Origin of the sequence: Bradyrhizobium sp. IC3123, assembly GCF_020193625.1 — a bacterium.
In the GTDB taxonomy this organism is placed as follows: Bacteria; Pseudomonadota; Alphaproteobacteria; order Rhizobiales; family Xanthobacteraceae; genus Bradyrhizobium; species Bradyrhizobium yuanmingense.
Genome location: NZ_JADYVF010000013.1, coordinates 192,805 through 218,869 on the forward strand (window position 1 = coordinate 192,805; position 26,065 = coordinate 218,869).

The window sequence follows — 26,065 nt, forward strand, 5'->3', positions numbered from 1 at the left end:
TTGCCTGGTCAAGCTCCCATGGGAGCCCTCAGGAGGAACAGGCTGACGCGAGACAGCCTCACGTCCGCTGCGGACGCCACTGCGCTCATCACGCGCCACTCTTAGGCCTCGGCCGTTTGCCCGACACGAGTCCTAGAGGTGCGCGCGGCGAAGTGTCCAAGTTCAAGGCAGTATCGATCGATGCTGTTTTTGGATCGATGGAACGGCGAAGTGGGGGATGATCGGTGTTGGGAAACCCTATCAAACCACCGCTGTCATTCCCCGCGAAGGCGGGGAATCCAGTACGCAGCGGCGTCTCGATTCAATCACTGCTGTCACGGAGTACTGGATCGCCCGGTCAAGCCTGGCGATGACGGTGAGTGTGTGGAGACAGCGCGCGCTATTGCTGCGCGCTGGGCAGCAACTGCGGCAGCAGTCCGCGCGTCACGTTCGGCGGCACGGCGTCGAGGCCGAGCACGGCGCTCGCCGCCGGCAGCGCCGCATCGGCCATCGCGGCATGGCCCTCGGCGCTCGGATGCACCGCGCCGCCATAGACGGCGGAGAGCACGCCCCAGGTCGCATCGTGGATGTCGGTCGGCTGGCTCGCCGCCGGCAGGCCCTGCGGATAGGTCATCGCGGCGAAATAGCTGTCATTGGCGTCGCGGACCCAGCGCGCGCGGGGCAGGTAGGCGCGGTACTCCGAGGCGCCGCGGCCGCACAGCATCGGCTGGCTCGCCGCGCTGACGATGTCGGGATCGAAGCTCTGGCCGTTCGCGGCAAAGCAGCTGCGGTCGAATTCGGGATCGTTGCCGGAACGGGCGCAGAAGCCGTGCTCGGCGAACGCGGCCTGGTGCGCATCGACGAAGGTCATGCGGTCGGCTTCGGGATCGCGGCACAGCGCACCGCGGGTGCAGGTGGCGAGCCCCTTCAGCTGCGGCAGGAATTCGCTGTCGACGAAGGCGGAGACGCGGGAAAGGCGCTGCGGATCGGCATTGAAGGACGGGTGGATGTCGAAGCCGGCCCGGCCGCCGCGGCAGGGCGCGCCGCCGTCGGCGAGCGCAGGGTTGGCATAGGAGACATAGACCACGTGCGAGAGGTCGCCGCCGACCAGCGGCTTCAGCGCCTCGCGCAGCTTGACGAAATTCTGCGGCAGCTCGCGCTGGAGCGCATCGCGGGAATCGTCGACGCTCGCCAACACGCCGGAGCGGCGGAACAGCGCGCGCTCGGTCGCGGTTTCGACGATGACGTCGGCGACGAGGCCGGAGAAATAGACGTCGTTGGCACCGACCGAGAGCAGCACGAGATCGAGCGTGCGATCGGGCTGGCGCTTCTTCGCCGCGGTGACGGCTTCCCGCAGCTCGGCGACCTGCGCGTTCACGCTGGTGTTGCAGACGCCGGTCTTGCCGGGCGGGCATTCGCGGGCGCGCTGCGAGCCGAGCAGCCCGTCGCCGATGCTCGCGCCGGTGCAGGCGAGCGGCAGGAAGGTCACGGCGATGTGGGTGTAGCGCACCGCGAGCGCCAGCGCGGTGCGCGCCTGATAGCTGTAGAGCGATCGATGGCACGGCGCATTGAACCAGAGCGCGCTGTAGCGCTGCCAGTTGGCGAGCGTATCCGGCGCCTCGCAGGCGCGGCCGCCCTTGAAGCCGTGGCGGCTCGGCCGGTAGTACTGCGCGCCGGCGGTGCCGAGATAGGAGCGGAAGCAGAAGCCTTCGTCCGACAGCGCCAGCGGCCGGTCCGGATTGCCTTCGCCGGAGGCGATGCTGTCGCCGAGACCTGCGATGAAGATGTCGCGGACCTGGATCTCGGTCTGGATCCGCTGGGTCGGATCGGAGCCGGCCGAGACATCGACGGTCGCAACCGTCGGCTTGCCGTAGCGGACACGCAAATTGATCGGCTCGGCGCAGTCGAAGGTCGAGCTCTGCGGGCCATCGCCGTCATCGAACGACCAGGCGCAGGTGGCGCCGACCGGCACCGCGCCGGTCAGGCGCACCGTCACGGGATGGTCGATCGGCGTGATGTAGTTCTCTTTGACGTTGTCGCGGGTGCAGGGCTGGTTGACCCGGCCCTGCAGGTCGATGCAGAGCCGGTTGACCATGTTGCGGGCCCAGCCGCGGCCCTCGCTCTGGAGCTCGAGGGACTGTTCGGCGGCCAGAATGCTGCGGTTGCGCGCGTTCTCGACATGGAGCAGGAAGTCGCGCTCCTCGCGGAATAGCCGGAAGCGGTTACGCACCTCCCAGCTGATCTGCATGGTGCCGGCGTCCTGCGCGGCGGCGCGCTCGGGCAAAGCAAGGAGGCCGGCAAGCAGCACGGCGCCGGCCGAGAGGGTGCGAAGGAATACGGAAATCATGGCCCGCGTCTTCAACGGCAAAGTTGAGGCGGAAATAAGAGAGGATTGTGCCGCGGCCTGCAACCCTTGCCCGACGATTGCGGAGGTGGCGTCGGCGGCTCAGCGCTTGCTGGCCCGCCGTAGCAGCCGTTCGCGCTCCATCGGCGTCACCTCCTTGGGCAGGTTGGCCTGCGCGCAGGCTTCCGCCAGCCGCCGCCGCTCCTGCCACGGCGCGACCACATTCGTCCAAAGCTCGCGCGTGCCCATGATGGAGATGGCAAGGCCGAACGGGATCACGAAATAGAGAATACGGAACACCAGCAGCGTGGCCAGAAGCTCCTCGCGGCCGAACTGGGGCAGCGCCACGAGCATGGCGGCATCGAACACGCCGATCGAGCCCGGCGCGTGGCTGGCAAAGCCGATCAGGGTCGCCAGGATGAACACGACCGCGAGCGACATGAAGTCGATCGGCGGGTTGGCCGGCATCAAGAGGTACATTGCCGTGGCGCAGAAGCCGAGATCGACGACGCCGATCAGGATCTGCACCAAGGTCAGCGGCGCCGAGGGCAGCACCACCTTCCAGCCCTTCTGGCCGAGCTCGCGGCGCTTCTCGCCCATGCAGAGCCAGACCAGATACGCGCCGATCGATGCGAGGCCGCCGAGGGCGATCAACCGGTTGAGCGAGGAGGGCAGCTGATCCATCGAGGAGGCCGCATCCGGATGGATGGCCATGCCGATCGAGAGCACGAAGATGTTACCGAGCCAGAAGGTCAGGCCCGACAGGAAGCAGATCTTCGCGACGTCGATCGCGTTCAGTCCGTAGTCCGAATAGATCCGGAAACGGATCGCGCCGCCGGTGAAGACCGTGGCGCCGATGTTGTGCCCGATCGAATAGGACGTGAAGCTGGACAGCGCCGCGATGCGATAGGGCACGTGCTTCTTGCCGATCGTTCGCAGCGCAAAATAGTCGTAGAAGGTCAGCGTACAGAACGCGAAGGAGACGCAGATCGCCGCCAGCCCGATGTTGCCGCGGGGAATCTCCGTCAACGCGGTCAGGATGACCCCGGTATCGATGCCCTTGAGCGTCCGCACCAGCGTGGTGATCGCAAACGCGATGATGAAGATGCTCGCGGCGACGCCGAGCCGTCGCCAGCCGATCCATCTATTGAAGCCGCGTTTCAACGCGGGCAGCAGTCCGTGCATTCATCCTCCCGGCGGGGGGCAAGACCGACCGGGCCAGACATTGGCCGGTCGGGTGCGATCACGGCCAAAAGGCAGGCATCGATCGCTAGGCATGATCCAGCTCATTTAAGGCAAAATCAGCGGCTTGTGCAGCCCTTGACAACAATAGGTTCTGCGTTCGGCGGGCAACTTTGTCATACGCGGTTCATATCGGCGGCGCGTTAAGCATATGAGTCGCGAAACCAGGCTCCATCCGCGCGCTCACCGTGCCGATACGATCTCAGATCCCGGCGCCGTCCGCATTGTTCCAACGCAGAGCCGTATCGGCGTTTTTGGAACGTCGATGCCGCGTGGTCGTTAGCCTTCATCAGCAATCGAACATGGCGGAATACGCGGCTTTTTCGTGCAAGCCGGCGCCTCCGTGTTCCCAAGACCCGAGAGGATCGGAACGATGGGACTGTTCACAAAAGACATCAAGACCATGAACGACCTGTTCGTACATCAGCTCCAGGACATCTATTACGCCGAGCAGCAGCTCACCAAGGCGCTGCCGAAGATGGCGACCAAGGCCACTGATCCGCAGCTGAAACAGGGCTTTTTGACGCACCTCGAGGAAACCAAGCAGCACGTTGCGCGGCTCGAGGAGGTCTTCAAGATGCACGGCGTCCCCGTGAAGGCGGTCGACTGCCCGGCGATCGATGGCATCATCGAGGAAGCCGACGAGACCGCCGGCGAAGTCGCCGACAAGGCGGTGCTCGACGCGGCCCTGATCAATGCGGCGCAGGCCGCGGAGCATTACGAGATCGTCCGTTACGGCAGCCTGATCGCCTGGGCCAAGCAGCTCGGCCGCAACGATTGTGCGGCGGTGCTTGCCAAGACGCTCGAGGAGGAGAAGGCGACCGACCAGAAGCTGACGACACTCGCCGAGAGCAAGGTGAATCTGCGCGCGGCGAGCTGAGTAGAGGAAACTACGAGCGCCGCGCGACGGTCCGCGCGGCGCTTGTGCTTGTTCGCTTCCCGCTGCCGTGGTGCTGCTTCGGTGCGCCGCCGCGAGGATCAGCAATGTGAGCGAACTCGCTCATCTTCCATTCACCACTTCCGGAGCAGGTTTGTAGCCGGTTACCGATCGTCCACCACTGTCGGCTCAAGTGCGGGTCGATAGGGGCCGGCAATGTATCAAGTTCTCTACTGTCTCACCGACGAGCATGACTGGCGACTGGTGGCCCTTGGGGGCGCGGTGTGCCTGCTCGCCAGCGCCGCGGCGATCAGCCTGTTTCAGCGCGCACGCGCGACGCACGGAGCCGGGCGTCTGGCCTGGATCGCCCTGGATGCGGCCGTGAGCGGATGCGGCATCTGGGCGACGCATTTCATCGCGATGCTTGCCTATGGCCCCGGGAGCGCCGGCGCCTACAACATCCCGGTGACAATTCTGTCGCTGATGCTTGCGATCTCCTTGACCTTCGTGGGCCTGAGCATCGCCGTGGCGTCCTCGCGCCCGGTGTGGATCGTCGTCGGCGGCGCCATCGTCGGCCTGGGTGTCGCGGCGATGCATTACACCGGCATGGCGGCGCTGGAGATGCCGGCACGGCTGGATTGGATCGGGAGCACGGTTGCCGCCTCGGTGCTGTTCGGCGTCGTCTTCGCAGCGCTCGCGCTGTTCGTCGCCGCGCGAGGTGACGGCATTCGGCATGCGCTGAGCGCGACTGCTCTGTTGACGCTCGCGATCGTTGCCCATCATTTCACCGCGATGGGCGCGGTGCTGCTGACGCCGGACCCGACGATCGCGATCAGCGGGCTCTCGGTCCCGCCGGCCTCGCTGTCGTTCCTGACTGCCGGCGCCGCCGTCGCGATCATCGCGATTGCGCTCGTGGCCGCGCTGCTCGACCGCCGCGCCAAGGGCGAACTGGGCCGCCAGCAGATCGTGCTCGACAGCGCGCTGGAGAACATGTCGCAGGGGCTGTGCATGTTCGACGCGGAAGGCAAGATCATCCTGTTCAACGAGCGCTATGCCGCGATGCTCCGTCGAACCGAAGTGCCGCTCGCCGGCCGCTTGCTGGTCGACGTGCTCAGGGAAGAGCAGGCCAAGGGCCAATGGCAGGGCGACGCCGATGAATTCTTCGCCCGCCTCGTCGCCGACGCGCGCGAGGGCCGCACCACGACCGACGTCGTCAACCGGTTCGGCCGCTCCATCCGGGTCGTCAACCAGCCGATGCAGGGCGGCGGCTGGGTCGCGACCTTCGAGGACATCACCGAATGGCTGGAGGCGCAGGCCAAGATCTCGCACATGGCGCGACATGACGCGCTGACCAGCCTGCCGAACCGCGTGCTGTTCCACGAACAGCTCGAGCAGGGACTGCGCCAGACCAAGTCGGGCGACCAGCTCGCGGTGCTTTGCCTCGATCTCGATCACTTCAAGGACATCAACGACTCCCTCGGCCATCCCATCGGCGATGCGCTGCTCAAGGAGGTCGGCCGCAGGCTCGAGGCCACCGTCGGCGAACAGGACACCGTGGCGCGGCTCGGCGGCGACGAGTTCGCGGTGGTCCAGATCGGACGCTCCGAGGAGATCGCCGCGCGATCGCTTGCCGGACGCCTCGTCGAGGTGATCTCGGCGCCTTACCAGATCGACGACCATCAGATCGTGATCGGCGTCTCGATCGGAATCTCGCTGTCGCCGCAGGACGGCAGCAATCCGGACGAGTTGCTCAAGAACGCGGATCTTGCGCTCTATCGCGCCAAGGCGGATGGCCGCGGCACCTACCGCTTCTTCGAGACCGGCATGGATGCGCGTGCGCAGGCGCGGCGCCTTCTGGAAATGGATCTGCGCGCGGCGCTGCAACGCGACGAGTTTGAGGTCTATTACCAGCCGATCCGCGAGGTCGCCAGCGGTCGCGTCGTCGCCTTCGAGGCGCTGCTGCGCTGGAACCATCCGCAACGCGGGCTGATCGCGCCGATCAGCTTCATCCCGCTGGCCGAGGAGACCGGGCTCATCGTTCAGCTTGGTGAGTTCGTGCTGCGCTCCGCCTGTGCCGACGCGGCCACCTGGCCCGACGATGTCGACGTCGCCGTCAATTTGTCGCCGGTGCAGTTCAAGAGCCCGAACCTGATCGCGGCGGTGACAGAGGCGTTGGCCATATCGGGACTCGGTGCGCGCCGTCTCGAGCTCGAGATCACCGAATCCGTCCTGCTCCAGAACAGCGAGGCGACGCTGACGACCTTGCACGAGCTGCGTGCCATGGGCGTGCGGATCTCGCTCGACGATTTCGGCACCGGCTATTCGTCGCTGAGTTATCTGCGCAGCTTCCCGTTCGACAAGATCAAGATCGACCGCTCCTTCGTGTCGGAGCTGGCGACGCGCGAGGATTCCATGGCGATCATTCGCGCCGTGACCGGCCTCGGCCGCAGCCTCGGCATCGTCACCACGGCAGAGGGCGTCGAGAACGACGCGCAGCTCGAGCTGCTCCGGCGCGAGGGCTGCACCCAGGCGCAGGGTTATCTGTTCAGCAAGCCGCGGCCCGCCTCGGATGTCGCGATCATGCTGGAACGGCCGCGGCTGCGCGCGTCGGCTTGAGAGGTCAGCTTCGGCGCAGCGCGAAATGCGCGCCGCAGAACGCCATCACGGCGCCGAGACACAGGGCGGCAAGCCCGGCGAGCACGCCCGAGACGGTCGGGATCGGGCTCGGCGCCGACGCCGCCTGGCCCGCTCCCGCAAGCAGCAGCACGCCGACCGCGATCAGGAATTGCCGCATCCGCTGCGGGATCTGTCCGGAGACGGCGCTCTGCATCAGGCTCGCCGTGAAATAGCCGCCGGAGAAGCCGACGGTGGCGATCAGCCACCAGGCGATGGCGGCGCCCGCCGGAATGAACTCATGCGTGTCGGAGCGCCAGAGGCGGCCGAGATCGAGACCGTAGCGCGCGCCCAGCATGTGCACCGCGAGCGCCAGCAACACACCGGAGATCATCGCGGCGCCGAGAATCAGGCGGCGCGGAAAAAAGGTCGTCTCAGCCATGTCTCGCTTGTAGGATGGCCGGGGGCGATCGCGCAAGCCGATCGCCCAAGCGATCGCCCATGGGTTCGTTGACGACATGCCGGGAGCGGAAGCGGGTTCGACCACGAGCTATGCCTACAAGGCCTCGTTGATCGGCTCGGCGCATCGCTTCGAGCTGACGGAGCAGGGGCTGTCCTGGCACATCGCCGGCCGCTCCGGCCTGTGGCGCTATGACGAGATCTCGGCGATCCGGCTGTCGTTCCGCCCGGTGTCGATGCAGCAGCACCGCTTCCGCGCCGATATCAGCCGCGCCGGCGGCGGCCGCATCGCGATCCTGTCGACGAGCTGGCAGACCGCGGCGCTGATGGCGCCGCAGGACAACGGTTTTCGCGATTTCCTGATCGAGCTGCATGCGCGGATGGCCAAAGCCGGCAGCCGCGCCGAACTGACCGCGGGCCTCGGCCGTAAAACCTATGCGGCGGTGCTGGCGTTCCTGGCCGTGCTCGCTGTGGCAATGGCGGGGCTGTTGATCCGCGCGCTTCTGACCGGCGAGCTCGCGGGCGTGCTGTTCATCCTCGGCTTCGCCGCGCTGTTCGCCTGGCAGGTCGGCGGCTTCGTGCGGCGCAACCGGCCGCAGAGCTACAGTTTCGATCGCGTGCCGAAGGCCCTGCTGCCCTAAAGCGTTTGCGAGCGAAGTGGGTCCGGTTCGCGTGAAGAAAACGCGTCAGATGAGAGCCCTACTCCGTCGAATCGAAATCGTCCTCCTTGGTGCCGAGCAGCGAGACGATGGTGCGCAGGCCGGAATCGAGCTGCTCGGGCGACGGCGGGGCGAGCGCGAGCCGCACCGCGTTCGGCGCATGACCGTGCGCGATCGCGAAGGTCGAGGATGGCGTCAGCGCGATGCCGCGCCTTGCTGCTGCGGCGACGAAGGTCTGCGAGCGCCAGTGCGGTGGCAGCGTCAGCCAGAGATGATACGAGCGCGGATCGGCGGCGAGCTGGTAGCCGGAAAGCAGCCGTGCGGCGGTCTGCTGTCGGCGCGCGGCATCGATGCGTTTCAGCCGGGTCAGCTCGGCGACGGTGCCGTCGGCCATCAGCCGCTGCCCGGCCGCGAGCGCATGGCCGGAGGCGATCCAGCCGCCGGTCCGCACCGCGCTCATCACACTCTCGCGCAAGTGAGGCGGCGCGACGAGGATGCCGAGCGCGAGCCCCGGCGCGACCTTCTTGGACAGGCTGTCGAGCACGATGCAGCGGTCGGGCCCGAGCGCCGCCAGTGGCGTGTCGTCGGCGAGGAAGCCGTAGACGGCGTCCTCGATGATGGTGAGATCGAGCTTCTCGGCGACGCGCATGATGTCGGCGCGCCGCGTCGCATTCATGGTGACGCCGAGCGGGTTCTGGATGATGGGCTGCAGATACAGCGCCGACAGATGCGCCTCGCGATGGGCCTTCTGGATGGCGTCGGGCCGCGCGCCGAACTCGTCCATGGGGATCGGGACCAGCGTCACACCGAGCCGCGCGGCGATGCTCTTGACGTAAGGGTAGGTCAGCGCCTCGACGCCGCAGCGGCCGCCGGTGGGCACCAGCGCGGCAAGCGCGGCCGCGAGCGATTGCTTGCCGTTGGCGGTGAAGAAGATCTGCTCGGGCTGCGGCGAAAAATCCTTGCGTGCGAGATAGGCAGCGGCGGCAACGCGGGCGCTCTTGGTGCCGGTGCTGGTCGAAACGCGCAGCGCGGATTCCAGCGCGTCGATGCGCTCGAGCCCCGCGAGGCTCTTGGCGATCATCGCCCATTGCTGCGGCAATAGCGGGTAATTGACCTCGAGATTGATGCGCGCGTCGGCCGGCTCGCGCATGGTCTCGACTTCACGCCTGACGTCGCCGGAGATGAACGTGCCGCGCCCGACCTCGCCGACCACGAGGCCGCGGCGGAGCAATTCCGTATAAACCCGGCTCGCGGTCGAGACCGCGATGCCGCGGTCATAGGCAAAATTGCGCTGCGGCGGCAGCCGGTCGCCGGGTCTTAACGTGCCGTTAGTGATATCGGCCGCAATGGCATCGGCGAGCTTCACGTACTCGAACTTGGACATATTGCACCGAGAGCAATGTTTTGCTTGCTCCGAGAAGTGTACTGGAGCATTTAAGTTCCATCAAGTTCCGCGATTGGGCCGAGGAGAGCGAGAGCAATCCGACGGCAAATGAGGTGCAGGCGCCAGCAAGCGTCCGCGCCAACGGCACCTGCTTCGCCGCGCGGGACGATAGGCCGGAGAAGAAGAATGACCACGATCTCGCAAACTGCTGGGCGGACCTTACGCCCATCCTCATCGGGCGGATTTTTCAGTGCCCTAGCCCTGCGCCTCACCGCGCTGTTCGACCGCCTGGAGCGCCGCTCCGCCGTCAAGACCCTGAACGAGCTCGACGACCGCGCCCTGCGCGACATCGGCATCACGCGCAGCCAGATCGAGGATGCCGTGTACGGACAGTTCAAGACCGAGCTGTCGCGGTATCTGTGATACTCGCCTGTCCCGGACGCGCTGCAGCGGGAAACGCTGCTGCGCAGAGCCGGGACCCAGCGGATCGCACTCGCTGACGCATGGGCCCCGGCTCTGCAGCGCATCACTTCGTGCTGCGCAGCGTCCGGGGCACGGAAGCGCGAGTGTGGCACGCAGCTGCCTCTACGTCATTGCGAGCGCAGCGAAGCAATCCAGGCTGTTGCCGCGGAAAGACTCTGGATTGCTCCGCTGCGCTCGCAATGATGGAGTCTGCTGCCCTTCAGTGCCTCACCACCAGCACCGAGCACTTGGCGTAGCGCACGACGTGGCCGGCGTTGGAGCCGAGGAAATAGGTGCGCATCGCCGGCCGGTGCGAGGTCATCACGATCAAATCGGCCTTCACGTGCACGGCCTCCTCCAGGATCTCATGATAGATGCCGCCCTGGCGCACCACGCTGGAGATGCGGGACGGCTCGATGCCGGATTCGCGGGCGACGATGGCGAGGGCCTCTTCCGAGGTCTGGCGCTGCTGCTCGTCGAAATCGGCCGGGACGTACTCGGCCAGCATCACCGGCGTCATCGGCAGCACGTTGAGCAGGCGCACGGTGCCGCTCCAGGTCTGCGACAAAGTCGCCGCGGTCGCGATCGCCGGCTTGGCGAGATCGGTGTCGGCGAGATCGATGGGCACGAGGATGGACTTGAACATCTGCGCCTCCCTGTGAACCAGGCTGAACCAACCGGTCGAGACGGCGCCCGCGCGTCTAGCCCGATCGAAGCAGCTTGGGGCTGACGAACAGCACCAGCTTGCCGCGGCGGTAGGCCACGTCATCCCAATCCTTGACGTCAAAGTCGAAGATCGCAAGCCCCGCTGTGGGCAGGTTGTCGCCGAGGGCCTTGGCGCCATCGGGATCGCCGCCGCCGATCAGCATGAGCGCGACCTCGTGCATGCCGGGATTGTGGCCGATCAGCAGCAGCCGCTTCGGATCGGCGGGGGCGGTTGCGGTGCGAATGGCGTCCAGGATCTGCGCGGGATCGGCGCCATAGAGTTCCGGCAGGACCTCGACCTGCGGCGCCGGGACGCGGTCCTTCATCGCCTCCCAGGCGATGTCCCAGGTCTGACGGGCCCGCACGGCGTGGGAGACCAATACGGTATCGGGGAAGGGCGGATGGGCCGCGATCCAGTCTCCCATCCGCGCGGCATCCTTGTGGCCGCGGTCGTCGAGCCGGCGGTCCTGGTCACGGCCGCTCGGTGCGTCGGTCTCGGTCTTGGCGTGACGCAGCAGCATCAAACGGCGCATGGCATTCTCGAATCGTTCCACGTCCAGGATAATCTACAGGCGCCGGTTGAGGACAAGGTGACAAGGGCCCGCACAGTCCTCTAAGAAAACTGCATGAGCGAGACTTTCACAAGCGTGTCCCAGGAAGAAGCCGGCTTTCGCGACCGCGTGCGGCTGTCGTTCGATCTCGATGCCGACATTTGTGTGATCGGGGCGGGCTTGGCCGGGCTTACCGTGGCGCTGGAGGCGGCCCGGCTCGGGGCCAGTGTCGCGGTGCTCGAGGGCCGGCATATTGGCTGGAACGCCTCCGGAAACCAGCTCGGCACCGTGATGCCGGGCTTTGCGCTGCCGCTCACGGACCTGATCGAGCGCATCGGCTTGGAGGACGCCCGCGAATTGTGGACCCTGTCGAAGCAGGGCGCCGAGTTCGTCCGGGCCAACGCCAGCGAAGAGAGCATGCCGGGGATCGGCCTCAGCGACGGCGTGCTGGAGGTCTCCAATGTCGATGCCGGCGACCGGCTGATCAGCCGGCTGCAGATGCTGAACGAGGATTTCGATACCGAGGTCGAAGGCTGGCAGGTCGATCGCGTGCGCGAGGCGCTCAAGACCGATCATTACTTCCACGGCGTGTATTATCCGAAAGCGTTCCAGGTCGACGGCCGGAAATACGTGCACGGCCTTGCGGCGCTGGCACGGCGGGCAGGCGCCCGCATCTTCGAGGACACGCCGGTCGTCAGCATCGATCATTCCGGCATCCGCAAGCGCATCGTCACGCCCTCGGCGCGGCTGCGGGCGAGCCACATCGTGCTCGCCGGCAACATTCATCTCGGCGCCCCCTCCAAGCGCCTGTCGGAGACGTTGCTGCCGGTCTGGCGCTATGCCGGCGTGACCGCGCCGCTCGGCGAGCGCCTGCACGAGATCGTCGCCTTCAAGGGATCGGTGATGGATTCCGACGGCGTCGACCATTTCCGGGTCGTCGACGGCGACCGGCTGATGTGGGAGAGCCCGGAGACCACCTGGGCCGCGCGTCCGCAGCGCTTCGCCGGCGCCATCAAGCGGCGGATCCGGACGATCTTTCCCGAGCTCGGCAATGTCGAGATCACCGACATCTTCGGCGGCGCCACCGGCCAGACCGTGCACGGCATGCCGCAGATCGGCCAGCTGCGCAAAGGCTTGTGGGTGGCGAGCGGGTTCGGCCGCCAGGGCATGAACACCTCCGCCATGGCCGGACAGATGATCGCGCGCAGCATTTTGCGGGGCGATGAGCGCTGGAAGCTGTTCTCGCCGTTCGTACTGGTCTGGGCGGGTGGCGCCACGGGGCGCGTCGCCGGCCAGCTGGTCGGGATCTGGGGCAGGGCGAGCTCCGCCGCCGCAGGTGCGCTCGCCCGCTATCGCGAGCGCGCGAGGGTCAAGGACAGGCAACGCGAGGCCCGCCTCGCCGAAGCCAACCGCGCCGCCGGCACCGGTCCGCGCCGAGCGCCGCCCGGCGTGCGACCCCGGCCGGCGCCACCGCCGAAAGCCGCGGTCGGCGCTGCGGAACCGGTCGTGCACGAGGACCGCGTCTCGCAATAAGTTGAGCGAAATTCCGCTCCGACGTGTAACTTCGGCCGGCAGAAGCCCGTATCTCAGGGCGTGGACTTCCCGCGCACGGAGAATGACATGCTTGACCGCCGCATCCTGCTCACGACTGTCGCCGGCCTGTTCGGCCTTTCCGCCTTGCGCTGGCTGAGAGGAACACCTGCCGAGGCCGGCGAGAAGGCCGCGCAAAAGTTCGAGATCACGAAGACGGAAGCCGAATGGCGCGCCCAGCTCACGCCGCAGCAATATGAGATCCTGCGCAATCACGGCACCGAGCGGCCCGGCTCCAGCCCGCTGCTGAAGGAGAAGCGCAAGGGCATCTTCGCCTGCGCCGGCTGCGACCTGCCGCTGTTTACGTCGGAGACCAAGTTCGAGAGCGGCACGGGCTGGCCGAGCTTCTATGCGCCGATCGAAGGCAATGTCGGCAAGACCGAGGACCGCAGCTACGGCATGGTCCGCACCGAGGTGCATTGCCGGCGCTGCGGCGGCCATCTCGGCCATGTCTTCGACGACGGCCCGAAGCCGACCGGATTGCGCTATTGCATCGACGGTTTCGGCTTGGTCTTCCACCCCGCGGCGGCGTCGGCGACGTAGGATCTTTCTCCCTGTCATTCCGGGGCGGTCCGCAGGGCCGAACCCGGAATCTCGAGGTTCTCAGGTGCGCAATTGCGCACTTGGATTCGATGCTTCGCACCGCCCTCTAACGACAGGATGCCCCGGCAATTGTTGCCGGTCCCGGCAAATGTGCCCCGGTCGTCAGACCGGGGCTTTTTCATTAAGTCATTGATTTCCTGAAGATACTCGCATTGGCATAGGCCTTGCGACGTCTCTTTCCGATTGCGGCCATGGTCGACCGGCCGCCGAGATCGGATTTGGAGACAAAGTTATGGGTATCTTCGATGCAATGAACACCTCGGTGGGTGGCCTGCAGGCGCAGTCCTTCGCGCTGCAGAACATTTCCGGCAACATCGCGAACTCATCCACCACCGGTTACAAGGGCATCGGCACCAGCTTCGTCGACCTCATTCCGGACTCCTCGGTCCCGAGCAAGCAGGTGGCAGGCGGCGTGCAGGCCAACGCCAAGGCCACCATCACGACGCAGGGCACGATCTCGTCCTCCAGCGTCGCCACCAACATGGCGATCACCGGCGACGGCTTCTTCTCGATCCAGAAGGCGAGCGGCGTCGTCGACAACGTGCCTGTCTTCACCGGGGTGACCTACTATACGCGGCGCGGCGACTTCCAGCTCAATGCCAACGGCAACCTGGTCAACGGCGCCGGCTATTATTTGATGGGCGTCACCGTCGACCCGAAGACCGGCAACCCGACCGGCAGCGTGGCGAACGTCCTGCAATTCCAGAACAACTTCATTCCGGCGCAGGCGACGACCTCGATCCAGTACGCGGCGAACCTGCCGACCCAGCCGAACACAGTGGCGAAAACCACGGCCTCGACCGGCACATTGCTCGCGGCCGGCGGTCTCAACCCGTCCGATTTCGCCGCCAACCCGCTGCCGGTCGGCACCCCGCCGGCACCCTATGCCAATGCGACCGTGTCAGGCGCGGCCGCAACCGGCAACATCCGCTCGGCCTATTCGTCAACGACGGCCACCGGCACGGTTGCGCTCCAGAACAATTCGTCCGCGGTCGCCTCGACGACCACGTCGCTCGACAATACCGCCGGCACGCATCTCGCCTCCAGCATCCTCACCGCGCTGAGCGGCCAGACGTTGACCATCAACGGCAACACCATCACCTTCAACGGCGGCACCACGGTCTCGACCGTCGGCAGCAACACCACGATCGGTCTCGGTGCGGGTACGACGGCGACTGTGGCCGACATCCTGAACGCGATCCAGACCGCCGGCGGCGCCGGCGTCACCGCTTCGCTCTCGGTCAGCGGCAATATCCAGATCGCGACCGGCACCGGCACGGACGTTGCGATCGGCAGCGGCACGGCCGCCACCGCGCTCGGCATCAGCAGCGTGACACGTGGCGGCAACGTGCTGTCCTCGCCTGCAATCTCCGGCGCGACGGTGCTGAGCGGCTCGGCCACCGCCGGCGGTGCCCAGGTGCTCACGTCGGGCTTTTCCCCCGGCGACACCATCACCGTCAACGGCCAGACGCTGACCTTCATGGCCTCGGGCGCCTCGGGTGCGAACCAGATCAACGTCACCGACAACGTCACGACCCTGCTCGGCAAGATCGACGCGCTCTCCGGCGCCTCGGGGTCGTCGGTTAGCAGCGGCGGCGTGATCACGCTGAACACCGGCACCGTCTCCAACCTGACGGTCTCCAGCTCCAACAGCGCGGCCTTCTCCGCGCTCGGCTTCACCTCGACCATCACCAGGAATCGCGAGGGTGGCGGCACGGCCGGCACCGGCGGCGTGATCGGCAACGACATCGCCACCTTCACCAAGGAATCGATCAGCGGCGGCGCGGTGACCGCCTACAACGCCGCCGGTACGCCGGTGAACCTGCAACTGCGTTGGGCCAAGACCGACAGCGCCTCGCTGGGCGCGGGTCATTCCGACAGCTGGAACCTGTTCTACCAGACCGACCCGAACGCGACCGGCACGACGGTCGGCTGGGTCAACACCGGCCAGACCTTCACCTTTGCCGCCGACGGCTCGCTGACCTCGCCGAGCGGCTCGGGCATCACCATCAACAATGTCACCGTCAGCGGCCAGTCGCTCGGCTCCGTCGCCTTCAACATCTCCTCCGGAGGGCTGACGCAATATGCCAGCACCAGCGGCGCGGTGACGATCAACACCATCACCCAGAACGGCTACGCCGCCGGTCAGCTCCGATCGGTCGCCGTCAACAACAACGGCGTGGTGGTCGGCACCTTCTCCAACGGCCAGAACCTCAACCTCGCGCAGGTGCAGCTGTCGCATTTCAACGGCACCAATTATCTGAAGGCGATGGACGGCGGCGCCTATGCCGCGACCGAACAATCGGGTGACGCCATCGACGGCGCTTCGGGCACCATCAGCGGCTCGTCGCTGGAGGGATCCAACACCGACATCGCCGACGAATTCACCAAGCTGATCGTGACCCAGCAGGCCTATTCGGCCAACACCAAGGTGATCACGACGGCAAACTCGATGGTGCAGGATCTCCTCAACGTGTTGCGCTGATCGGCGCGTGACGTAACAAAGGCGGGCCAGTGATATGGGTTTGAGTTCAGCCCTCGCCAGCGCGATGAGCGGTCTGCGTGCCAACCAGGCCGCGCTCTCGATCGTCTCCTCGAACGTCGCCAATGCGCAGACGCCGGGTTACGTCGTCCAGACGCCGAACCAGATCGAGGTCACCACCGGCGAGTTCGGCGCGACGGCGATGACGACCGGCGTCAGCCGCCTGCTCGACACCTATGTGCAGAACCAGCTACGGACCGAGACCGGCGGCGGCGGCTACGCCGACCAGATGGCCAACATCCTGAAGCAGCTTCAGAATGTCTACGGCACGCCCGGCAATTCCGGCACGCTCGAAAGCGCGCTGAACAAGTTCACGACGGCGCTGCAGGCGCTGTCGACCAGCTCGGGTGCGTCGTCGGCGCAGACCGTCGCGCTCGGGGCGGCCCAGGCGCTCGCGACGCAGCTCAACGTCACCACCAAGGGCATCCAGTCGCTGCGCTCCAACGTCGAGCAGGATCTCAGCAATTCGGCGCAGGCCGCCAATGCGGCCATGAAGCAGATCGCCGACATCAACACCAGGCTCCAGGGCCTATCGGCCAACGATCCCTCGGCCGCAACGCTGATGGACCAGCGCGACCAAGCCATCAACACGCTGTCGAAATATGTCGACGTCCGCGTCACCACCGACAATTCGAACCAGGCCAACATCTACACCACGACCGGCATCCAGCTGGTCGGCGCCGGGCTCGCCTCGGAATTCTCCTTTGCCTCCGCCGGCGCGCTGTCGGCAACGTCGCTCTACAACATCGACCCTGCCAAGTCCGGCGTCGGCGCGTTCAACATCAAGCTCCCGAACGGCTCGCAAGTCGACGTCGTCGCCAACAACGTGGTGTCGTCCGGCCAGATCGCGGCCGACCTGAAGCTGCGCGACGACATTTTGGTGCAAGCGCAGAACCAGATCGACCAGCTCGCCGCCACGATGGCGAGCGCGCTGTCCGATAAGACCACGACGGGCAGCACGGTCACCGGCCCGCCGGCCGGCTTCGATCTCGAGCTCGCCGGTGCGCTGCCGGGCAACACGGTCAACATCACCTATACGGACACGGCGACCAACACGCAGCGCCAGATCACGCTCGTCAACGTGACCGACCCCGCTGCGCTGCCGCTCCAGAACGCGACCAACGCCAACCCGATGCGGATCGGCGTCGACTTCGCCGGCGGCATGGGCGCGATCGCCTCTGCGCTGAACACCGCGCTGTCGGGCACGCATCTGTCGTTCTCCGCCGCCCCGTCGCCGGCGACCGCCACGACGCTGCGGGTGACCGACGACAACACCGGGCTTGCCAAGGTCGGTTCGGCCTCGACCACCAAGACGATCTCGTCGCTGACCTCGGGCAATCCGCAGCTGCCGCTGTTCACCGACGGCGGGCAGGCGCTCTACACCGGCGCAATCACGGCGTCGGGCTCGCAGATGACCGGTCTTGCCGGGCGCATCGCCGTGAACACGCAGCTCGTGACCGATCCGACCCGGATGTCGGTCTACAATACCTCGCCGGTGACGCCCGCAGGCGACACCACGCGTTCGGACTATCTCTACTCGCAGCTCACCAGTGCAGTGTTTTCCTATTCGCCGCAGAGCGGCCTCGGCTCGGCGAGCCAGCCTTTCACCGGCAGCGTCTCGAACTTCCTCCAGCAGTTCTTGAGCGTGCAGGCCAACGCCGCGACCCAGGCGACCCAGCTCCAGCAAGGCCAGAGCGTCGTGGTCTCGACGCTCCAGGCCAAGTTCGACTCGACCTCCAAGGTCAACCTGGACTCGGAGATGTCGAACCTGATCCAGCTTCAGAATGCCTATGCCGCCAACGCCCATGTCATGTCGGTGGTGCAGACCATGATGAACACGTTGATCCAGGCTCAATTGTAAACAGTAACAGGGCTCCGAAAGATGGCGATCAGCAGCATCAACTACTCCTCGTCGATCCTCGGCGCGCAGATCCGCAACATCAATCAGCAGCTCACCGACCTCTCGACGCAGCTCTCGACCGGCAAGCTGTCGCAGAACTATGCCGGCATGGGGACGAACGAGGGCTTTGCGATCGCCGGGCGCGCGCAGCTCTCCAACATCGCCGGCTATACCGACACGATCACCAACGTCAACGTCAGCATCAACCTCGCCAACACCGCGCTGCAATCGCTGACCAAGATCCGCAGTACGGTGCAAACGGGCTCCGCCAACACCGCGCAAGATCTCAACGTCAACGGCCAGACGATTGCCCAGAACACCGCCGCCGCCCAGTTCGGCTCGATGGTCGGTGTCCTCAACACGCAGACCGGCAGCCGCTATCTGTTCTCCGGAACGGCAGTCAATACCCAGTCGGTCGCCGATGCCGGCGACATCATTAACGGCACCACGACACAGGCCGGCTTCAAGACCGTCATGGCCGAGCGCCAGGCCGCGGACCTAGGGACCAGCGGCATGGGCCGCCTGGTGCAGACGCAGCCGACGGCAAGCTCCGTGCAGGTGTCGGAGGACGTCGCCGGATCGCCGTTCGGCCTCAAGATCAAGGCGGTGTCCTCGACGCTGACAGGCGCGACCGTCACCGGCCCGAGCGGCTCGCCGGTGTCGTTCTCGGTCGATCTCAACGGCGTCAATCCGAACAACGGCGACAAGCTCAGCATTCAGTTCACCCTGCCGGACGGCACGACCGAGCAGATCGACCTGACGGCGTCCTCGGCAACGCCGACGCCGCTCGGCAGCTTCGCGATCGATGCGAGCACGCCCGTCAACCCGAACAATACTGCTGCGAATCTCAACACGGCGCTGAACACCGCGATTCAGAAGCTCGCCAACACCTCGCTGGTGGCGGCATCGGCGATCGTTGCGGGCGACAACTTCTTCAACACCGCGAGCTCTGCGATCGGCACCCCCGTCAACAACCAGATGGCGCCGGCGGCCCCGGTCACCGGCGCGACGGCGCTATCGGGCGCGAGCCCCTCGGACTCGATCTCGCCGGGCTTCGTCGCAGGCGATACCATCACCGTCAACGGGACCACGCTGACCTTCGTGGCCTCGGGCGCGACCGGCAACCAGCTCAATGTCACCGACAGCATCCAGACCCTGCTGAGCAAGGTCGACGCGATCACCGGGACCTCGAAGCCTTCGACGGTCCATGGCGGCTCGATCACGATCAACACCGACGATGCGGCGAGCCTCAACATCACGACGTCGAACACCGGCGCGCTGAGCGCGCTCGGGTTCAGCTCGACGCCGGTGACCGCCACGCAGCCGCCGCTGCGCGTCGGCTCCTCGCCTGCGAGCTCGGCGACCACGCTGGTGAACGGCTCGGCCAATACGGTGAAATGGTATTTGGGCAATGACGGGCCCGGCTCGGCGCGCTCGACCGCGATGGCGCGGGTCGACGATGCCGTGACGGTGCAGTACGGCGCCCAGGCGAATGAGGATGCGATCCGCCGGCAATTGCAGGCGATCGCGGTGTTCGGCACCTTCTCGACCTCGCCGACCGGGCAATATTCGGGCGGGCAGGTCTCGGCGCTCAGCCTGCGGGTGACCCAGGCGCTGACCCAGCAGCCCGGACAGCAGCGCATCGAGGACATCCAGACCGACATCGCGATGGCCCAGAACACGATGAAGGACGCGAGCACGCGCCAGACCCAGGCCAAGGCGCAGCTCCAGACCATCATTGACCAGGCGGAATCGGCTTCGCCCGACCAGGTCGCGAGCGAGATCCTGGCGCTGCAGAACGCCCTGCAGGCGTCCTACCAGGTGACCTCGAACCTGGCGCAGCTCTCGCTCGTCAAGTTCCTGTAATGAAGCGTTAAGACGCCGTTAACCATGCCTGTTTACCTCTTGGTGAGGATTGCAAGCGGGGGCGGAGCGGTCGATGTCGGACAAGATGCAGCTGGTGGTGGCGACGCCTTGCTTCGGCGGGCAGGTGTCGAGCATCTATGCGAGCTCGATCTTCGCGTTGCAGCGGGCCGTGCACGGCATGTCCAATCTCGATCTCAAGGTTCTCTTGCGCGACGGCGACGCGCTGATCACCCGTGCGCGGGCCAACCTGGCCGCGATGTTCCTGGACGATCCCAAGGCGACGCATTTCCTGTTCATCGATGCCGATATCGGCTTCAAGCCGGAGCAGGTGTTCCGCCTGATCGAATGCGGCGCGGACGTCGTCGCCGGCTGCTATCCGATCAAGCGGGTCAACTGGGACAAGGCCGCGCGGGCGATCCAGTCGGGTCGGGGCGACGTGCCGGCCGCCTCGCTCGACTACGTGCTCGAGATCGAGGATCCCGACCGCATCGTGGTGGTCAACGGATTCACCCGCGTGCGCTATGCCGGCACCGGCTTCCTGATGATCCGGCGTCACGTGCTGGAGGCGATGTGCCGCCACCCCGACTACGCGAACCTCCAGTTCTTCCGCGAGCATTCCCATGATGCGCTGGCGGCGAGCCGGAACCGGTTCGCGCTGTTCGAATGCATGATCGATCCGGCGACCGGCACCTATCTGTCCGAGGACTTCGCCTTCTGCAAGCGCTGGACCGATATCGGCGGCGAGATCTGGGCCGACATCCAGAGCCCGCTCGACCACGTCGGGCCGTCGGTGTTCCATGGCGACATCGCCTCGCAATTCGCAGCTGCGCCTGCGGCGGCCGATGCCGCGGCGTGAGCCTTTCGGGATGAGCGGCGGCCCATCCCCTCGGCCCGAGATGCAACGCGCCGCCGACGGCGGCTCGCGTTATCGCCTGCGCGACCTCTTCACGCCGCTCGACACGCTGCTCGTTTCCGGCGGAGATCCGCGCCTGGCGCTCGATCCCACCGGCCGCGCCAACGCCTATGGCTGCCCGGCTTCGCCGGAGCCGGAGGTGTGGAATTTCGCCTCCTCGACCGCGTCGACGATCTCGCAGGCGGCCTATGACCGCGCCGCGCTGGCGCGTGAAGAGCTGATGCACAAATGCCTGCTCGACGAGGTCGAGCTCGCTTTCGATGCACGCTGCGAGGACATGCGCCACGAGCTGCGCGGTCATCTCCAGCTCTCGCCGCGCGTCGACGTGGTGTTCTCGCCGTCCGGCACGGACTCCCAGCTCCACGCTCTGTTCCTGGCGCGCACGATGCTCGGCGCGCGGCCGGTGACGATCGTGGTCGGCGCCGACCAGACCGGCAGCGGCACGGCCCATACCGCGCGTGGACATCATTTCAGCACCCTAACGGCGAGCGGCTTTGCGGTTCGCAAGGACGGCGCGGTCGCGGGGCTCGCCGGCGCCGGCATCTCGCTGCCGTTGCGCGCGCCGGGGGCCGGGATCGCGATGCGCACGGATGCCGATGAAGCGGTGCTGCATGCGGTCGAGGCCACGATCGCACAAGGCGCGCCCGTGCTGCTCCAGATCATGGATTCCTCGAAGCTCGGATGGCGTGCGCCGAGCGCGGCCTGCCTCGACGAGATCGCGCGGCGCTGGCCGCGCAAAGTCCAGATCGTCGTCGACGCCTGCCAGGCCCGGCTCGGCCGCCGGCGGCTGCGCTCCTATCTCGACCGCGGCTATATGGTGCTGATCACCGGCTCCAAATTCTTCGGCGGACCTGCCTTCAGCGGTGCACTGCTGGTGCCGAAGGGCCTGTCGCGGTCGCTCGATCGCGTCGAGGGGATCGCATCTGGAATCCGTGATTACGCCGGCCGCTGCGATTGGCCGATGGCCTGGACGGCGCTGCGTTCGCGCTTCGAGCGCCGTCCGAATTTCGGTCAATGGCTGCGCTGGGAGGCGGCGCTGACCGAGATCGGCAGCTACTACGGCGTGCCCGGAGCCTTCCGCGCCGGGATGCTCGCCGAGCTCGCTGCCGGCATCGACAGCATGATCGCATTGTCGCCGTCGTTGCACGCTGTTTCGGCCGCGACCCATGTGGCCGGCATCGACGACGAGGAATTCGCGCAACCGACCATCTTTCCGTTCACGCTGCTGCGCGACGGCAAGCCGGTTTGTGTTGCCGAGACCGCTTCTGTTCATCGCGCGTTGGCGCGTGATGTCAGCGAAGAGATCAACGGCAGCACGGAGGACCGTCAGGTCGCCGCGCGGCGCTGCCTGATCGGCCAGCCGGTGCGGCTGGAGCGGCAGGACGAGACGCCGCAGGCCGTGCTGCGCCTCTGCGTCGGCGCGCGGCTCGTGACTGAGGCCTGGTCGCCGGACAGGGCGGAGGCGCAGCGCAACGTGCAGCACCTTCTCGACCAGATCGCCCACGTCCTGGTGAAGATCGAGCTGCTGCTCGCCGGTGGCGCAGCGGCGGCCGTGTCGGTAAAGCCCGCGTTCGAGGTGTGAGATGCAGCATCCGGTTTCCGCGCCGATCGGCTTGACCGCGGCGAACTATGCCGACCGCATCGGCTTTGCGCAGCTGACGCGCCGGGCCTTCGAAGGCGTCGATCTGCATCCGTTGCGCGATCAGCTCGTCGCGCGCATCGCGGCGGGGACCGCGCTTGCGGGCGAGGGGCTGGACCTGTCGTTGATCACCCAGCTGCTGGGTGACAAGGATCGGGGGCTTGCGATCCAGTCCGAGGTGCTGGCCTTCCATCAATTGTTCCGAACGCCCGGCGCAGGCCCGAAGCCGGGCTTGCGCCTGCTCGCGCTTGCAGCCGACATCGACATGGGCGGTAACACGCCGATTGATTTCCTGCTCGAGGGCTCCGATGTCGAGCTGTTGACTCTCTACGTGATCAAGGGCGTCGGTTTGCCCGAGACCTTGCCGGAGCACGACGTGGCCATCGTGGTCGCGTCCGATTCCGAGGAATGCCGTGAGGCGCTTGCGCTGATCGAAGGGGCCGCGCCGCACTGGCCGCGGCCGCTGCTCAATCGACCCGATCGCATCGGCAATCTCGATCGCGACAAGCTGTATCGGCTGCTAACGGACGTGCCCGGCCTCGACATTCCCGCGACCATCCATGCAACGCGCGCGCAATTGTCGGACCTCGCGCAGGCGCGGATCGCATGCGAGGACATCGCAGGCGAATTGCACTTTCCGATGATCGCACGGCCGCGCGGCTCGCATGCCGGCGTCGGGCTCGCGAAGCTCGACGATGCGGCGGCTCTGGCGGCCTATCTCGCCGAACGGAAAGAGCAGGACTTCTTCGTCGCACGCTTCGTCGATTATGTGAGCCCCGATGGGCTCTACCGCAAGTATCGCCTCGCCATGGTCGACGGCAAACCGTACGCGTGCCACATGGCGATCGCCGACCGTTGGGACATCTGGTATCTCAACGCCTACATGGCCTTCAACGAAGAGAAGCGGGCCGAGGAAGCCGTCTTCATGCGCGACTTCGATCATGCTTTCGGCGAGCGCCACAGAAACGCGATCGAGGAGATGAGCCGGCGCGTCGGCCTCGATTATTTCATCGTCGATTGCGCCGAGAACGCGAACGGCGAGCTTCTTGTGTTCGAGGCCGACAACACCGCCGTCGTGCACAACATGGATTCGCCGGTCGTGTTTCCGTACAAGCCGCCGCAGATGCGCAAGATCTTTTCCGCGTTCACGGCGATGCTGTTGCGGCATGCGAAGACGGGCGCGGAGAGCGCAGCATGAACGAGATCATCCGCAATACGCAAAGCTCCGTCGCGAATACCCCGCTAGATCCGCAGGACTGGAGCGAGTTTCGCGCGTTGGCCCACCGCATGCTGGACGAGACGATCGACGGCATTGCCAACGTTCGGGCGCGCCCCGTCTGGCGGCCGATTCCCGATGACGTGCGCGCGGCCTTCAGGGCGGACGTGCCGCGCGAGGCGAGCGACCTCGCGGAGGTCTATCGCGGATTCTCCGAGCATGTTGCGCCCTATGCGACCGGCAACGTCCATCCCGGCTTCATGGGCTGGGTGCATGGCGGCGGCACCGCCGTCGGCATGCTCGCGGAGATGCTCGCGGCCGGCCTCAACGCCAATCTCGGCGGACGCGACCACATGCCGATCGAGGTGGAGCGCCAGATCGTCGACTGGATGCGCCGCCTGTTCCTCTTTCCCGAGAGCGCGAGCGGCATCTTCGTCACCGGCACGTCGATGGCCAATCTGATGGCCGTGCTGGTGGCGCGCACCACCGCGCTCGGCACGCTGGCGCGGCAGCACGGCATCGGCAATGATGGTGCGCTGCTCACGGCCTATACGTCGCAGGCAGCGCATGGCTGCATCTCGAGGGCGATGGACATTGCCGGGCTCGGCACCGATGCGCTGCGCAAGATCGCCGTCGATGCCGATCATCGCATCGACGTTGCCGCATTGCGCGCACAGATCGCCGTCGATCGCGATGTCGGCTTCAAGCCTTTCCTGGTGGTCGCATCCGCCGGCACGGTCGATATCGGGGCGATCGACGACCTCAGGGCGATCGCTGCGTTGTGCCGCGAGGAAGGAATCTGGTTTCACGTCGACGGCGCTTTCGGTGCGCTCGCAATCCTGTCGCCGGAGCTTGCGCCGCTGCTCGGCGGCATCGAGCTTGCGGATTCAATCGCACTCGACTTCCACAAATGGGGGCAGGTGCCGTATGACGCTGGCTTCCTGCTGGTGCGCGACGGCGAGCAGCATCGGCAGGCCTTCGCGCAGCCGGCGGCCTATCTGAGCCGCGAGGCGAGGGGGCTTGCGGCGGGCGCGGTCTGGCCCTGCGATCTCGGCCCCGATCTGTCGCGCGGCTTTCGTGCGCTGAAGACGTGGTTCACGCTCAAGACGTTCGGTACCGACCGGCTGGGCCGGGCAATCGCACGAAGCTGCGCGCTCGCCAAATACCTGGAGGCGCGTGTGCTGGCCGAACCGCGGCTGGAATTGCTGGCACCGGTCAATCTCAACATCGTCTGCTTCCGCTATCGCAGCGGCGATGCGGTCAATCGCGAGATCGTCGCCGACGTCCAGGAGTCCGGCATCGCCGCGCCATCGAGCACGACACTGGACGGAAAGTTCGCGATCCGCGCCGCGATCGTCAATCACCGCACCGAGGAGGCGGACATCGATGCGCTGGTCGCAGCCGTGCTGCAGTTCGGTGGACAGCGGAGCGGCGGAGTGATCGAAGTCGACGCGCCACCGCTCGTAGCGCAATAACTTGACGAACGTCTGAAACGACAACGGCCCCGGAGGCGATCCGGGGCCGTTGTCGGTGCTGCGAACGGTGTATCAGGCGGCGGTGCTGACGTCGTCCTTGTCGGCTGCCGCCTTGGGATGAGTGGCCTCGAACTGGTTGCGCAGCTTCTCCTCATAGGCGATCAGCTTGCGGGCTTCCTTCAGCGCTCGGTAGAGGTCGCCGTTCAAGATGTTGTTGTTGATGCCTTCGATGATCGGCCAGGAGCTCGGCACCGCGGTGACGATGTCCCGCACCAGGTTGAAATAGGTGCCGTGCTGGGTCTGCGGATCCGGGGAGATGTACATGAGCTGGACCGCCAGATAGACGAGCTTGGCGGGTGTGTCGGCGGTCTCCGGCGTGAGGATGTCGCGCTCGCGCAGGATCGGCACGTTCTCGCCATCGATCAGGAGGCGGGCCCGCTGGTCCGTGTTGGTGATCACGGAATTGCCGACGATGATGCGTTCGTGCGGTTTGAGCTCGACCTTGAGGGCCATTCCTGTTCTCCATCAACGCTTTCGTAACCGAGCGTTCGTTGCGGCCTATCAGGACGTGATTCTCGCTCGCAACTAGTTAACGAGCTGTAAATTTGAGCCATGCCCGCCAAAAAGCTCAATGCTTTCAAGGACAGGATTGGCGCGGTGGTGCTGCTAGGCGCGTCGCTTCCGAGGCCGAATCACGTGTGACCGGGCAAAAGCGCGGGTTTCATTTCATGTTTCGTTAGAGGTCTCGGCGGCACGGTCCGCCGTCGCTGGGTCCATCGCGATCCAAGCAGACGTGTAACAGTAGCGTCGTTTACCAGAAAGGTAACAGAGTCATGTCAGGCATCGTCCTCTCCGCATCGGTTCGTCAGAACCTGCTCTCCCTCCAGTCCACCGCTGATCTTCTCGCCACCACGCAGAACCGTCTGTCGACCGGCAAGAGCGTCAACTCGGCCCTGGACAATCCCACCAACTTCTTCACGGCCCAGTCGCTCGACAACCGCGCCAGCGACATCAACAACCTGCTCGACGGCATCGCCAACGGCGTG

21 protein-coding genes are annotated in these 26,065 nt (G+C 66.2%); 14 read left to right on the top strand and 7 right to left on the bottom strand.

Annotated features, from left to right (window positions below):
* Positions 1 to 379 precede the first annotated feature (379 nt).
* Together I6F20_RS31340 and I6F20_RS31345 are read right to left on the bottom strand one after the other, a co-directional pair.
* Positions 380 to 2,326 carry an SGNH/GDSL hydrolase family protein gene (locus I6F20_RS31340; protein WP_225129416.1) on the bottom strand — a complete coding sequence of 649 codons (1,947 nt, stop codon included), beginning with the start codon at positions 2,324 to 2,326 and terminating at the stop codon, positions 380 to 382.
* A 99-nt stretch (positions 2,327 to 2,425) separates the two neighbouring features.
* Positions 2,426 to 3,508 carry a lysylphosphatidylglycerol synthase transmembrane domain-containing protein gene (locus I6F20_RS31345; RefSeq protein ID WP_225129418.1) on the bottom strand — a complete coding sequence of 361 codons (1,083 nt, stop codon included), beginning with the start codon at positions 3,506 to 3,508 and terminating at the stop codon, positions 2,426 to 2,428.
* Positions 3,509 to 3,938: 430 nt separating this feature from the next.
* Here I6F20_RS31345 and I6F20_RS31350 point away from each other — a divergent pair, with 430 nt between their 5' ends.
* On the top strand, positions 3,939 to 4,445 hold the full coding sequence (locus tag I6F20_RS31350; RefSeq protein ID WP_036015620.1) for a YciE/YciF ferroxidase family protein: 507 nt from the start codon (positions 3,939 to 3,941) through the stop codon (positions 4,443 to 4,445).
* Between the two features lie 213 nt (positions 4,446 to 4,658).
* Positions 4,659 to 7,058, top strand: a complete 2,400-nt coding sequence (locus tag I6F20_RS31355) for a bifunctional diguanylate cyclase/phosphodiesterase (RefSeq protein WP_225129419.1) — start codon at positions 4,659 to 4,661, stop codon at positions 7,056 to 7,058.
* Between the two features lie 4 nt (positions 7,059 to 7,062).
* Here the strand turns inward: I6F20_RS31355 and I6F20_RS31360 are convergent, their stop codons facing one another.
* The gene (locus I6F20_RS31360) at positions 7,063 to 7,497 is read right to left on the bottom strand and encodes a hypothetical protein (RefSeq protein ID WP_036015623.1); all 435 of its coding nucleotides are present in this window, start codon (positions 7,495 to 7,497) and stop codon (positions 7,063 to 7,065) included.
* A 76-nt stretch (positions 7,498 to 7,573) separates the two neighbouring features.
* Between I6F20_RS31360 and I6F20_RS31365 the strand changes: the two genes are divergently transcribed.
* Positions 7,574 to 8,155: a hypothetical protein gene (locus tag I6F20_RS31365; RefSeq protein ID WP_225129421.1), complete on the top strand. Its 582-nt coding sequence runs from the start codon at positions 7,574 to 7,576 to the stop codon at positions 8,153 to 8,155.
* Between the two features lie 58 nt (positions 8,156 to 8,213).
* On the opposite strand, the gene I6F20_RS31370 is transcribed toward I6F20_RS31365, so the two are convergent.
* A complete protein-coding gene (locus I6F20_RS31370; protein ID WP_225129423.1) occupies positions 8,214 to 9,557 on the bottom strand; it encodes an aminotransferase-like domain-containing protein in 1,344 nt (447 codons plus the stop codon).
* Positions 9,558 to 9,743: 186 nt separating this feature from the next.
* Between I6F20_RS31370 and I6F20_RS31375 the strand changes: the two genes are divergently transcribed.
* Entirely contained in the window at positions 9,744 to 9,980 is a 237-nt protein-coding gene (locus I6F20_RS31375; protein ID WP_036015631.1) for a DUF1127 domain-containing protein, read from the top strand.
* Positions 9,981 to 10,239: 259 nt separating this feature from the next.
* On the opposite strand, the gene I6F20_RS31380 is transcribed toward I6F20_RS31375, so the two are convergent.
* Positions 10,240 to 10,665 carry a universal stress protein gene (locus tag I6F20_RS31380; protein ID WP_036015633.1) on the bottom strand — a complete coding sequence of 142 codons (426 nt, stop codon included), beginning with the start codon at positions 10,663 to 10,665 and terminating at the stop codon, positions 10,240 to 10,242.
* A gap of 55 nt (positions 10,666 to 10,720) precedes the next feature.
* A complete protein-coding gene (locus tag I6F20_RS31385; RefSeq protein WP_225129425.1) occupies positions 10,721 to 11,257 on the bottom strand; it encodes a SixA phosphatase family protein in 537 nt (178 codons plus the stop codon).
* A gap of 93 nt (positions 11,258 to 11,350) precedes the next feature.
* Between I6F20_RS31385 and I6F20_RS31390 the strand changes: the two genes are divergently transcribed.
* From I6F20_RS31390 to I6F20_RS31430, 9 genes are all read left to right on the top strand, one after another.
* A complete protein-coding gene (locus tag I6F20_RS31390) occupies positions 11,351 to 12,808 on the top strand; it encodes an NAD(P)/FAD-dependent oxidoreductase (RefSeq protein ID WP_225129427.1) in 1,458 nt (485 codons plus the stop codon).
* Between the two features lie 87 nt (positions 12,809 to 12,895).
* Positions 12,896 to 13,408 (top strand): peptide-methionine (R)-S-oxide reductase MsrB, encoded by a 513-nt coding sequence (gene msrB / locus I6F20_RS31395; RefSeq protein WP_036015643.1) that lies wholly within the window; start codon positions 12,896 to 12,898, stop codon positions 13,406 to 13,408.
* A gap of 292 nt (positions 13,409 to 13,700) precedes the next feature.
* Positions 13,701 to 15,953: a flagellar hook-basal body complex protein gene (locus I6F20_RS31400; RefSeq protein WP_225129429.1), complete on the top strand. Its 2,253-nt coding sequence runs from the start codon at positions 13,701 to 13,703 to the stop codon at positions 15,951 to 15,953.
* 34 nt (positions 15,954 to 15,987) lie between these two features.
* Positions 15,988 to 17,871 (top strand): flagellar hook-associated protein FlgK, encoded by a 1,884-nt coding sequence (gene flgK, locus I6F20_RS31405; RefSeq protein ID WP_036015649.1) that lies wholly within the window; start codon positions 15,988 to 15,990, stop codon positions 17,869 to 17,871.
* A 21-nt stretch (positions 17,872 to 17,892) separates the two neighbouring features.
* The gene (locus I6F20_RS31410; RefSeq protein ID WP_225129431.1) at positions 17,893 to 19,776 is read left to right on the top strand and encodes a flagellar protein; all 1,884 of its coding nucleotides are present in this window, start codon (positions 17,893 to 17,895) and stop codon (positions 19,774 to 19,776) included.
* Positions 19,777 to 19,849: 73 nt separating this feature from the next.
* On the top strand, positions 19,850 to 20,632 hold the full coding sequence (locus I6F20_RS31415) for a hypothetical protein (protein WP_225129433.1): 783 nt from the start codon (positions 19,850 to 19,852) through the stop codon (positions 20,630 to 20,632).
* Positions 20,633 to 20,642: 10 nt separating this feature from the next.
* Positions 20,643 to 22,271, top strand: coding sequence for a hypothetical protein (locus tag I6F20_RS31420; RefSeq protein WP_225129435.1), 1,629 nt, complete (start codon positions 20,643 to 20,645; stop codon positions 22,269 to 22,271).
* Position 22,272: 1 nt separating this feature from the next.
* Positions 22,273 to 23,526, top strand: a complete 1,254-nt coding sequence (locus I6F20_RS31425; protein ID WP_225129437.1) for an ATP-grasp domain-containing protein — start codon at positions 22,273 to 22,275, stop codon at positions 23,524 to 23,526.
* Entirely contained in the window at positions 23,523 to 25,019 is a 1,497-nt protein-coding gene (locus I6F20_RS31430) for a pyridoxal phosphate-dependent decarboxylase family protein (protein WP_225129439.1), read from the top strand. The genes I6F20_RS31425 and I6F20_RS31430 overlap by 4 nt, the downstream gene beginning before the upstream one ends.
* A 72-nt stretch (positions 25,020 to 25,091) precedes the next feature.
* On the opposite strand, the gene flbT is transcribed toward I6F20_RS31430, so the two are convergent.
* Positions 25,092 to 25,532, bottom strand: coding sequence for a flagellar biosynthesis repressor FlbT (gene flbT / locus I6F20_RS31435; RefSeq protein ID WP_036015664.1), 441 nt, complete (start codon positions 25,530 to 25,532; stop codon positions 25,092 to 25,094).
* 320 nt (positions 25,533 to 25,852) lie between these two features.
* Here flbT and I6F20_RS31440 point away from each other — a divergent pair.
* Positions 25,853 to 26,065: flagellin N-terminal helical domain-containing protein (locus tag I6F20_RS31440; RefSeq protein WP_443110872.1), on the top strand; the 213-nt coding region annotated here is incomplete at its 3' end.